At 61.1% G+C, this 11689-nt stretch carries 9 protein-coding genes; 6 read left to right on the top strand and 3 right to left on the bottom strand.

The window, feature by feature from the left end; all coding sequences use genetic code 11:
• From ACE3O8_RS10620 to ACE3O8_RS10610, 3 genes are all read right to left on the bottom strand, one after another.
• On the bottom strand, window positions 1-1135 hold a 1135-nt coding region (locus ACE3O8_RS10620), incomplete at its 3' end, for a bifunctional enoyl-CoA hydratase/phosphate acetyltransferase (protein WP_374389533.1).
• Between the two features lie 3 nt (window positions 1136-1138).
• A complete protein-coding gene (locus ACE3O8_RS10615; RefSeq protein ID WP_064332315.1) occupies window positions 1139-2893 on the bottom strand; it encodes an alpha/beta hydrolase in 1755 nt (584 codons plus the stop codon).
• A gap of 81 nt (window positions 2894-2974) precedes the next feature.
• Complete coding sequence (locus tag ACE3O8_RS10610; protein WP_064332316.1) at window positions 2975-3643, bottom strand: TetR/AcrR family transcriptional regulator; 669 nt, start codon at window positions 3641-3643, stop codon at window positions 2975-2977.
• 170 nt (window positions 3644-3813) lie between these two features.
• On the opposite strand from ACE3O8_RS10610, the gene phbB reads away from it, so the two are divergent.
• The 6 genes from phbB (at window position 3814) to ACE3O8_RS10580 (ending at window position 11567) form a co-directional block, all read left to right on the top strand.
• Window positions 3814-4542, top strand: coding sequence for an acetoacetyl-CoA reductase (gene phbB, locus ACE3O8_RS10605; protein WP_064332745.1), 729 nt, complete (start codon window positions 3814-3816; stop codon window positions 4540-4542).
• Between the two features lie 75 nt (window positions 4543-4617).
• A complete protein-coding gene (locus ACE3O8_RS10600; RefSeq protein WP_145925981.1) occupies window positions 4618-5040 on the top strand; it encodes a hypothetical protein in 423 nt (140 codons plus the stop codon).
• A gap of 147 nt (window positions 5041-5187) precedes the next feature.
• Window positions 5188-6609 carry an efflux transporter outer membrane subunit gene (locus tag ACE3O8_RS10595; protein ID WP_140927242.1) on the top strand — a complete coding sequence of 474 codons (1422 nt, stop codon included), beginning with the start codon at window positions 5188-5190 and terminating at the stop codon, window positions 6607-6609.
• Window positions 6606-7682 (top strand): HlyD family secretion protein, encoded by a 1077-nt coding sequence (locus ACE3O8_RS10590; protein WP_140927241.1) that lies wholly within the window; start codon window positions 6606-6608, stop codon window positions 7680-7682. Before ACE3O8_RS10595 ends, ACE3O8_RS10590 begins: the two co-directional genes overlap by 4 nt.
• A gap of 4 nt (window positions 7683-7686) precedes the next feature.
• Window positions 7687-10437 carry a ribosome-associated ATPase/putative transporter RbbA gene (rbbA, locus tag ACE3O8_RS10585; protein ID WP_140927240.1) on the top strand — a complete coding sequence of 917 codons (2751 nt, stop codon included), beginning with the start codon at window positions 7687-7689 and terminating at the stop codon, window positions 10435-10437.
• Window positions 10438-10439: 2 nt separating this feature from the next.
• Entirely contained in the window at window positions 10440-11567 is a 1128-nt protein-coding gene (locus tag ACE3O8_RS10580) for an ABC transporter permease (protein ID WP_374389535.1), read from the top strand.
• Window positions 11568-11689: the final 122 nt, after the last annotated feature.

Raw genomic sequence — 11689 nt, 5'->3', positions numbered from 1 at the left:
TGGCATTGTCGAAGGCGAGCGGGCCGTCCAGCAGCGCTCCGGTAATCTGGCCGCGATCGGCCATCTTGCAGAGCGCTGCGGCTTCCAGTGTCGTCGGCATCGCGGGATTCACCGTTTCCACGGCCGACAGGATCGCCACCTTCGGCTGCGGGTTCCCCAGCACATGCGCAAGGTCGATGGCGTTGCGGATAATGTCCGCCTTCTCTTCCAGCGTGGGGGTGATGTTGATGGCGGCATCGGTGATGATCAGCGGATCCGGATGCCCCGGCACATCCATCACATAGGCGTGGCTGATCCGGCGCTCGGTGCGAAGCCCGCCGGCACGCGAGATGACGGCGCTCATCAGCTCGTCGGTGTGGAGCGACCCCTTCATCAGCAGCGCCGCTTCGCCGGAGCGCACCAGCTCGACGGCCCGGGCAGCGGATTCATGGCTGTGTACAGTCGCCAGAATGCGGAACGGCGAGATGTCCTTGCCGGCCTCTTCGGCGGCCTGCCGGATGCGCGCTTCCGGCCCCACCAGTATCGGTTCGATCAGGCCGGCCTCGGCCGCCTCGACGCAGGCGGCCAGCGCGGCCGCGGAACAGGGATGGGCGACAGCCGTTCTGGCCGCACCGCCCTTTGCGGCATCCATGAGCCTTGAGTAACCGTCATGCTCGGACAAGCGGATATCGGGCAGCGCCAGGCGCGGGCGGCAGACCTTCTCACTGGGCGCCTTCACCTCGGCCACGCCCGAGATGACCGTTTCGCCCTGCTGATTGGTGCACAGGCAATCGAGGATCAGTTTGTGCTTCCCGGCGAGCTTCTCCCTGACGGTGACGGTGGCTGTGATCACATCGCCGATGCCGACGGGCCGCTCGAAACGGAGCGACTGGGCAAGATAGATGGTTCCGGGCCCCGGCAATTCGGTGCCCAGCACGGCAGAAATCAGCCCCCCACCCCACATGCCGTGCGCGATCACACGGCGGAAACTGTCGCCCTGCGCATATTCCGCATCCAGATGCGCAGGGTTCACGTCGCCGGAAACCAGCGCAAACAACTGGATATCCTTGCGCGACAGCGTGCGGACCACGCTCGCGGTATCACCCACCTCGATTTCGTCGAAGGTGTGGTTCTCGATCATGCTGGTGTCGGCCATGGCTTACTTCTCCAGGATATAATGGCCGGGCGCATCGGCGATCGGCGGATACCCCTTGTCCGGCGCGCCGACCGAGGGCGGCGGCACCGGCTTTCCGGACCGACTGTCCAGCCAATGCGCCCATTCGGTCCACCAGGAACCTTCCGCCTTGGTAGCGCGTTCCAGCCACTCCTCGCCCTCGTAGGAATGTCCGTCCACCTCACGCATCAGCACCCGGTAATAGCGGTTCCTGTGGCCTGGCTCCGAGACAATTCCAGCGTTGTGGCCGCCACTGGTCAGAACGAACGTTACTTCAGCTCCCGTGAGCAGATGGATTTTGTGAACGGATTTCCACGGTGCGACATGGTCTCGTTCCGTTCCCACCGCGAAGATGGGCGAGCGAATTGCGGTCAGGCTGATCGCGCGGCCGTCAACGCGATATTTCCCTTCCGCCAGATCGTCGTTCAGGAACAGCCGGGTCAGATATTCGCTGTGCATGGCATAGGGCATCCGCGTGCCATCCGCGTTCCAGGCCATCAGGTCGTTCATCGGTTCCCGTTCGCCCATCAGATAGGTTTCAAGGATGTGCGACCAGAGCAGATCGTTAGACCGTAGAATCTGGAAGGCGCCGCCCATCTGGCTGCTGTCGAGATAGCCCTTGCTCCACATCATGTTTTCCAGAACGTCGAGCTGGGCCTCGTCGATGAAAAGCCCCAGTTCGCCGGGCTCGCTGAACTCTGTCTGCGCGGCCATCAGGGTCATGCTCGCCAAACGATCATCCCCATCGCGCGCCATCGCGGCGGCCGCGATGGATAGCAACGTGCCGCCCAGGCAATAGCCGGCCGCATGCACCTTCGCGGCGCCGGTGATGCCCGTCACGGCGTCAAGCGCGGCCATCGCCCCCAGCCTGCGATAATCGTCGAGTGTCACGTCCCGGTCCGCGCTGTCGGGATTGTGCCAGGAGATCATGAACACCGTGTAGCCCTGCGCCGTCAGCCAGCGGACGAGGGAATTTTCGGGCGACAGATCAAGAATATAATATTTCATGATCCAGGCCGGAATGATCAGGACCGGCTCCGGGCGCACGGTTTCTGTCGTCGGCTCATACTGGATCAGCTCCATCAGTCGGTTCCGCCAGACGACCTTGCCCTTCGCGGTCGCAACCGTCTCCCCGACCTTGAATGCCTCCGTGCCGACGGGCGGCAGCCCGCGGAACTGGCGCTGCATGTCTTCAATCAGGTTGTTGAAGCCGTCCAAAAGGCATTTGCCGCTTGTTTCCATGATCTTGCGTTGCAGCACCGGATTGGTGGCAAGGAAGTTGGTCGGCGCGAGCACATCCAGCATCTGGCGCGTTGTGAATTCCATGATGTCTTCGTGGTGCTTGCTCACGCCACCGATGCCCGTCGTGGCGGCGTACCACCACTGCTGGTTCAGCAGAAAGGATTGCGCGATCAGATTGAACGGCTGTTGCTTCCAGGCCGGGTCGGAAAAGCGCCGGTCCTGCGGCAGCGGCTCAATGGCCGGCTCCGCATCCGGATCGCGCGTCTGGCGAGCGGCATAGTCGGCCAGACGCATATGTTTGCGCGCTGCCTTCGCACCAAGCTGCATCTGCTTGCCCGGCGCTCGGGCGAGATGAACCCCCCAATCCGTCGCAGCCAGCATCAGCGTGATGGGGGACAGGCCCCGCGTCGCGGCAGCGATGGTTGCCGCCGCCGAGCGATTCAGGGTTTCGGCGATTCCGTCGAGCGGATCGACGCCCTGTTGCTGAATTGTGCTCATCGAATTTCTGCTTCCTTCACTCGACATGACATTGTGAACCTTCCCGGTCCGCCTGATGACGGGGCAGTCCTATGTCGCCTGTCATGGCCGCTGCAGCGACGGGATTCCGCCCGCAAGCACATCCAGCACGCGCTCGATCTCGATGGACCGCGCCTGCTTGCTGTCTTCCAGATTGCCGACAATGGTGGTCCGCGCGAACGGCACCGTAACAAGCGCATCGAACAGAACGGACGCAACGGACTGAAGCCGATCCGGTTCATAATCCGCCAGCATCGGGTCGCGGGAGAGGACCGAGCGGAAGGCGCCGGCCCAATAGCTTGTCATGGCTTCGAACGCGCCGTCTTCAACGAGGCCTGGCTCAGCCCGCCTGATCTCCTGCGCCAGCTTCATGAATCCCAAGGCCCGGGCATTCAGGATGGCGTCGAGGATATTGTGGGCAAGCATGCCGATCTGCTGTCTGACACTTCCCCGGGGAAGCGGAATGTTGACGATCGCCCGATAGACATGCCGCTCGCGTTCCCGGACTGAGAGCAGCAGCCCCTTTTTGGACTGGTGGCGTTGATACAGGGTGCGCTTGCTCACCTGGGCGTCGGCCGCAATGGCATCCATGCTCGCGCCTTCGAAGCCATAGCGAAGGAAATGCTCAAGCGCGATGTCGAGAATGCGCTCACCGAGTTCGGCCGCAGCCTCGCGGGTGGGCCTTCCTCCCTTCGACGAGCGAATCTGTTCGACTGCATTCACCACCGTCATCCGAATGTCCTATCCATATTTCAAACTGTGGCGCGTGTTGGGTTGACCCATCCTTGATCTGTGTCAATAAATATACCGTAAAGTGTACATATTGTTCCATCATTGAGATTTGGCCCCGATTCACGAACCACATGGAGGGGCTGCCGAGTGAGATGGAAAGAGACAGCGACATGGCAGGGATAGCCCTGGTGACTGGCGGGACACGTGGGATCGGGGCAGCGATTGCCAAGGCGCTGCAGGCCGATGGATATCAGGTTGCGGCCGTTTATCATGGCAATGCCACCGCAGCGGCTGCTTTCAGCCAGGAATACGGCATCCGCACCTTCAAATGGGACGTTTCAGACGAAGCGGCCTGCCGCGCAGGTGTCGCGGATGTGGAGGCGACGCTGGGTCCGGTGTCGCTGCTGGTAAACAACGCCGGCATCACACGTGACATAATGTTTCACAAGATGTGTTGGGAGGACTGGCGGGCGGTTCTGTCCACGAACCTCGATTCCATGTTCGCGATGACGCGGCCGGTGATCGAAGGAATGCGCGAGCGCCGTTTCGGCCGCATCATCAATATTTCCTCCATCAACGGCCAGAAGGGGCAGATGGGCCAGGTCAATTACTCCGCTGCAAAGGCCGGCGTGATTGGTTTCACCAAGGCCCTGGCACTGGAAAACGCCGGGCGTGGCATCACGGTTAACGCCGTATGCCCGGGGTATGTGGATACCGAAATGGTTGCCGCCGTGCCCGAAGATGTAAAGGCAAAGATCATTTCCGGAATTCCCATCGGAAGGCTGGGTGCGCCGAACGAGATCGCATCCGCCGTTGCATGGCTCGCATCCCCGCAGTCCTCATTCTGCACAGGATCTGTTCTTACAGTGAATGGCGGGCAGTATATTGCGAATGGTTGAAATTATATTCTTATTACTATTGGAGATATTTGTATATATTTCGATATTTATTCCTCCATCGAAGGGATTTTTATTATGATTTATGGATTTGAACAATATGCCACTTTGGCGAATGCTAATCAGAATCTGATGCTCAAATTCGCGGGAATTTCGCGCGAAGCGGTCGCTCGGCAGGCAGAGATCGCAAAGAACAGCTTCGCGGCTTTCGGCGTGCAGGCAGCGGAACAGAAGCCTGGCACCGCAGTTTTTCCCGGTTTCGCCGGGTTGACGGATGTTCTGAAGGAAGCGGAGCAAAACCGCCAGACGTCGATCGCCGCCGTACAGAACGCAGTGGGCGAGTGGAGTGCGTGTGTGAACAGTGCGTTCCGGATTGGCGACGCGCAACAGCCCTTCGGCGACGTCTTTCAGGCATGGACGCAACAGTTCCTGACTGCGGTGGGTGTCGCCGCCCCGACGGATGCCGGTTCGGGTAAAAAGGCGAGCGGCGGCGCGGCCTGACCGAATTGAACTGTGGCCGCTCCCGACGTTCGGGCGCGGCCATTCCTTGAAGCTCTGGACTCAGGGGGCGACGTGCCTGCCACCGTATTTCCACTCCCCGGCCCGGTACGTCCGCCCGGGATTCGCGCCCATCGGCGCCGTATCTGCATGACGGCCCTGCTTCTCGGCGTGTCCGCATGCTCGTTCGCGCCGGAGCATGTCCGTCCGCCCCAGCCTGTGCCGCAGGCCTATGCCACCGCGACGCCGCCCGGGGACAGCATCGCAGACCTGGGATGGCGCGATTTCTTTCGCGAAGCGGAGCTGCAGCGGCTGATCGATCTGGCGTTGGCCAACAACCGCGATATTCGTGTTGCGACAACGCGCCTGGCAGAAGCACGCGCCGCATGGCGGATCGAAGGCGCCTCGCTCTATCCGCAGCTCGATGCCGTCGGCTCCGGCACCCGGGGCAAGACCCTGTTCAACCTCCCCGGCACCGGCGCGATCCCCGCGGATGTGAAGCAGGTGAGCGCCCAGTTGAGCGCCAGCTGGGAGATCGATTTCTGGGGACGCCTGCGCAATCTGCAGGACGCCGCCCGCTGGCAGTATCTGGCCACCGAAGAGGCGCGCCGCGCGGTGGGCACCGATCTCGTGGCGCAGGTGGCCAACGGCTATCTGCTGGAACGCCACTATGAAGAGCGTGCCGCGCTCGCCCGGCAGTCGATCAAGACCCGCGTGGAGGCGTTGCGTATCCTGCGGCGGCGTTACGAGGTGGGCTCGGGTTCGAAGCTGGAAATGACGCAGGCGCAGACGTTGCTTGCGCAGGCACAGACGACCCTGCAGAGCCTCGAGCAGGACCGCGCGGTCAACCGCAACGCGCTGGCTCTGCTGGTCGGTGCGCCGGTCGATATAGCACCCGGACATCTGTCATTGACAGACGTGCCGCAGAACCTCCTGCTTCCGGTGGGCTTGCCATCAGATTTGCTGACCCGCCGCCCCGATGTCATCGCGTCCGAGCATCAATTGCGCGCGGCCAGCGCCAATATCGGGGCTGCCCGCGCCGCCTTTTTCCCGAACATCAGGCTGACAGGCGCCTATGGCGCGATGAGCACCGAACTGGACGGCCTGTTCTCTGACGGCATCGAAGCCTGGACATTCACCCCGTCCATATCTCTGCCGCTGTTCAATGCCGGTCGGCTAAAGGGCAATCTGGGTGTCATGCGGGCTCGCCATGAGCGTGCGGTGGCCGAATATGAACGAACCGTGCAATCGGCTTTCCGCGACGTGTCAGACGCCCTCGTCCGGCGGCAGCAACTCCAACTTCAAATCCGTACCACGGGTGAATTGCTTGAGGCGTTGCGCGAACGGGCCCGTCTGGCCGAGTTGCGCTTCGATTATGGCCGCTCCGCCTATCTGGAGGTTCTGGATGCGCAGCGCGACCTGTTCGATGCCGAACAGGCAATGGTCCAGCTCCGCCGGGCCGAGCTGGCGAGCATCGTGGCGCTGTATGCGTCGCTGGGCGGCGGCTTCGCGCCCTCGCAGACTGATTTCAACAAGGCTCCGCAAGAGATGGACAAGGGACAAATTCCATGACGCAGGTGACCAGCAGGACCTGGCTTATCAGGGGCGGGATTGCCGCAGTGGCGGTGGCTGGCGGGCTCGTTCTGTGGCTCGCACTGAGAGACCCGGGCTTGCCCGAGGGCATCGTCGCTGCGAATGGCCGGATCGAGGCGGTTGAGATCGACATTTCGCCGCGAACGCCGGGCCGCGTCCTGGAGATTCTGGCGAACGAAGGACAGCTGGTGAAGGCCGGCGAGGTTATCGCCCGCATGGATACGGAAACACTGCGAGCACAGCTTTCGGAAGCGCAGGCAGGGCTCGCCCAGGCCCGCAATTCCATCACCATCTCGCAGACGCAGGTGAGCCAGCGCCAAAGCGAGCGCGCATCTGCACAGGCCATCGTTCGCCAGCGTGAAGCGGAATTGAACGCGGCACGGCTGCGGTTCTCCCGCTCCGAGACGTTGGCGCGCGAGGGTGCAACGCCGAAGCAGGAACGGGATGACAATCGCGCTGCTGTCGAGGGTGCGATGGCCACGCTGGAAGCGGCCCGTGCCCAGCTGGCCTCGGCCGAATCCGGCATCGCGTCTGCGCAAAGCCAAGTGATCGGCGCCCGTTCCAACGTGGACGCGGTCAGCGCGACGATCGAGCGGGTCGAGGCGGATATTCGCGACAGCGACCTGCGTGCGCCACGCTCCGGCCGCATCCAGTTCCGGGTAGCTCAGCCGGGTGAAGTTGTGGCCGGGGGTGGCCGCGTGGTGAATCTGGTCGACCTGTCGGACGTCTATATGACATTCTTTGTGCCCACGACGGATGCAGGGCGCCTGGGGATCGGCACCGAAGTCCGCCTGCTGCTGGATGCAATGCCCGATCAGGCCATCCCCGCGAAAATCAGCTTCGTATCCGACGTGGCCCAGTTCACCCCCAAGACAGTGGAGACCGAGAGAGAGCGCGAGAAGCTGATGTTCCGCGTGCGGGCCCGGATCGAGCCGGCCCTGCTGGAGCGGCACTTGTCCCGCGTGAAGACCGGTCTTCCCGGCATGGCCTATGTCCGGATCGATCCCAGCGTGCCCTGGCCAGAAAAGCTTGCCAATGTCGTGAAGGAATAGGTCGATGCCGCTGACTCAACCGATTGATGTCGCGGCACCGGTCGTCCATTTTTCAGGCGTGCGGTTGCGATACGGCAAGGTGGAGGCCCTGAGGGGTATCAACCTCAGCATCGCCAGTGGACGGATGACGGGACTGATCGGGCCGGATGGCGTGGGCAAATCCAGCCTGCTGTCCCTCGCCGCCGGCGCGCGCGCGGTGCAGGACGGACGCATTCAGGTGTTGGGCGGTGATATCGCAGACACCCAGCATCGCGACAATGTGTGCCCGCGCATCGCCTATATGCCGCAAGGGCTTGGCAAGAATCTTTACCCGACCTTGTCGGTTGAGGAGAATTTGCAGTTTTTCGCGCGCTTGTTCGGCCACAACGCTGCCGAGAGGCGGCGGCGGATCGACGACCTGACCCGTTCGACGGGGCTATACCCGTTTCTCTCGCGCCCCGCGGGGAAGCTGTCGGGTGGCATGAAACAGAAGCTGGGCCTTTGCTGCGCCCTGATCCACGATCCGGACCTGTTGATCCTGGATGAGCCTACAACGGGCGTGGACCCATTGGCCCGGGCCCAGTTCTGGGACCTCATCAATCGCATTCGCCGGCAACGGCCGGAAATGAGTGTGATCGTGGCCACTGCCTATCTCGACGAGGCGCAGCGCTTCGACTGGCTGGTGGCTATGGACGACGGCGACATACTCGCAACCGGAACTCCCCGGGAAATGCTCGAGCGGACCGGCCGCGACAACCTGGAGGCTGCATTTGCCGAACTCCTGCCCGAGGAGCGCAAGCGCGGCCACAAACCCGTCGTCATCCCGCCGCTCGACGCCGACGAGAACGACATCGCCATCGAGGCACAGGGACTGACCATGCGCTTCGGCGACTTTGTCGCAGTGGATCATGTGAGTTTCCGCATTCGCCGGGGCGAGATTTTCGGATTTCTCGGCTCCAATGGCTGCGGCAAATCGACAACGATGAAGATGCTCACCGGCCTTCTTTCGGCAAGTGAGGGGCGCGCGTGGCTGTTCGGCCATGAAGTGGATCCGCGCGATCTCGCGACCCGCCGACGTGTGGGCTATATGAGCCAAGCCTTCTCGCTCTATGTTGAATTGACGGTACGGCAGAATCTGGACCTGCACGCCAGGCTTTTCCACGTGCCCGAGGACGAAGTCCTCCCCCGCGTCCACGAAATGGCAGAACGCTTCGGGCTGGAAGCCGTGATGGACAAACTGCCGGATCAGTTGCCCCTCGGGATACGCCAGCGGCTGTCTCTGGCCGTCGCCATGGTCCATCGACCTGACCTGCTGATCCTGGACGAGCCGACATCGGGTGTGGACCCGGTGGCGCGGGATGCGTTCTGGCGGCTGCTCGTCGAACTGTCGCGCCGGGATAAGGTGACGATCTTCATCTCGACCCATTTCATGAACGAGGCCGAACGTTGCGACCGCATGTCGATGATGCACGCCGGCAAGGTGCTGGACAGCGACACTCCCGCTAGGCTGGTCGAGAAGCGAGGCACCCGCACGCTGGAGGAGGCCTTCATCGGCTATCTTCTGGAGGCTGCGGGGCCGGACGAACAGGCTGTGGATGCCGGCAGCGAAAGCGCGACACCGACCCCGGCGGAACTCGCACATGGGGCGAAGCGCAGTTTCAGTCTGCAACGGATGCTGAGCTATGTCTGGCGCGAAACGCTGGAACTGCAGCGCGATCCCGTGCGCGGCACGTTGGCGCTGGGCGGAACCGTGCTTCTGCTGCTGGTGATCGGCTTCGGCATCAGTATGGACGTGAACGATCTGCGCTATGCCGTGCTCGACCGGGACCAGAGCAGTTTCAGCGAAAGCTACAAACAGTCGATCTCTGGCTCGACCTATTTCGCCGAGCAGCCGCCCATCGCCGATTATGATGAAATGGATCGGCGTATGCGAAGTGGTGAACTGGCTCTCGCAATCGAGATTCCGCAAGGCTTCGGCAGGAACCTCCTGCGGGGAAATCAGGCGGAAATCGGCGTCTGGTTCGATGGCGCGATGCCGCAACGGGCGGAAACGGTGAAAGGCTATATCCAGGGCATGCATCAGCATTGGCTGGTGGAACGAGCCCGGCAATCCGGCCTGAATGTGGCATCCCAGGTTTCGGTGGTGAATCGCTTTCGCTACAACCCGGATGTAATGAGCCTGCCGGCCATGGTGCCAGTGGTGATCCCGATGCTTTTGCTGCTTCTGCCGGCCATGCTGGCGGCTCTGGCGGTTGTGCGCGAAAAGGAAACCGGCTCGATCATCAATCTCTACGTCACGCCCGTTACCCGGGCCGAGTTTCTGCTGGGGAAACAGCTTCCCTATATCGGGCTCGCCATGATCAATTTCCTGATCATGACTGTAATGGCGATCTTCGTGTTCGACGTGCCCGTGAAGGGCAGTTTCCCCACGCTGCTGTTCGCAGCACTGGTGACGAGTGTGATTGCAACCGGCATGGGTCTCTTGGCCTCTTCCGTCACCAACAGCCAGATTGCAGCCATGTTTCTCGCACTGGTGGGAACGCTGATTCCCACCATGACCTATGGCGGCATGCTCGATCCAGTCTCTTCAATGGAAGGGGGTGCCCGGCTGGTCGGCGAGATTTACCCGGCCAGTCATATGTTCACCATAAATCGGGGTATCTTCAACAAGGGATTGGGATTCCGCGATCTGGCCAGTTCCTTTCTGCCGCTGCTTGTGGCGATCCCGATTATTATCGGATCGTCCATCCTGCTGCTGCGCAAGCAGGAGCAATGACGATGATGCGAAGTCTTTCGAACATATATCGCCTGGGCATCAAGGAAATGTGGAGCCTGTGGCGAGATCCGGCCATGTTGTCCCTGATCTTCTACATTTTCACATTCGCAGTCTATCTGTCTGCGACGGCGATGCCCGACAGCCTGCAAAGGGCGTCTATCGCCATTGTCGATGAAGACAATTCAGCTCTTTCCCAACGAATAACATCCGCATTTTTCCCGCCGCAGTTCGTTCAGCCGACCATGATCATCCCGGCCCAGATCGACCCTGGCATGGATGCGGGCATCTATACGTTCGTTATTCACATCCCCTCCGGTTTTCAACGCGACGTCCTCGCCGGTCGGCCTGCGGAAATGCAGCTCCTGACCGACGCAACCCGCATGAGTCAGGCTTTTTCCGGGAGCGCCAGCATCCAGCAGATCGCACTTACGGAAGTGAGCGAGTTTCTTCAGCGCTATCGCGCGCAAGCGGAATCGCCCGTAAATCTGGTGCTGCGGGCCCGTTTCAATCCAACACTCAACAACACATGGTTCGGCGCCCTGCGGCAGATCATCAACCAGATCACGATGCTGTCGATCATCCTGACCGGTGCTGCGCTCATCCGCGAGCGGGAGCATGGCACCATCGAGCATCTTCTTGTAATGCCGGTTACACCGTTAGAGATCATGTTGAGCAAGGTGCTTTCCATGGGCATGGTGGTTCTGGCTGCCTCTTTCCTGTCGTTGAACATTGTTGTGCGGGGTATATTGGACGTGCCGGTTGCCGGTTCGTTGTGGCTGTTCTTCGGCGGCGCAGCGCTATTGCTGTTCGCCACGACCTCCATGGGCATCTTCATGGCGACCATAGCCCGCAACATGCCGCAGTTCGGCATGCTGTCGGTTCTGGTCCTGCTGCCATTGCAAATGCTGTCTGGCGGCACCACGCCTCGTGAAAGCATGCCAAAGCTCGTGCAGAACGTCATGCTGGCTGCGCCAACCACGCATTTCGTGGAACTGGGGCAGGCGATCCTGTTTCGCGGCGCAGGGCTGGATGTTGTTTGGGTGCAGTTGGCAGCGATCCTTGTGATTGGCGTGATATTTTTCACCATAGCTCTTGCCAGATTTCGAAATACTATAGTTATGATGGCATGATGTGCGACATATTAATCATGAATTCGAAATAGTATGATTTACATCATTTGAGGTAAGCATGTGAAAAATGTCAGAAAATGGAATTAATTTTTACACTATTGTTTATGATTCTATCAACATTT

This window comes from Sandaracinobacter sp. (assembly GCF_041909755.1).
Classification (GTDB): domain Bacteria; phylum Pseudomonadota; class Alphaproteobacteria; order Sphingomonadales; family Sphingomonadaceae; genus Sandaracinobacteroides.
Note: the sequence above shows the minus strand (reverse complement) of the source record. Positions and strands in the feature narration are given on the sequence as shown.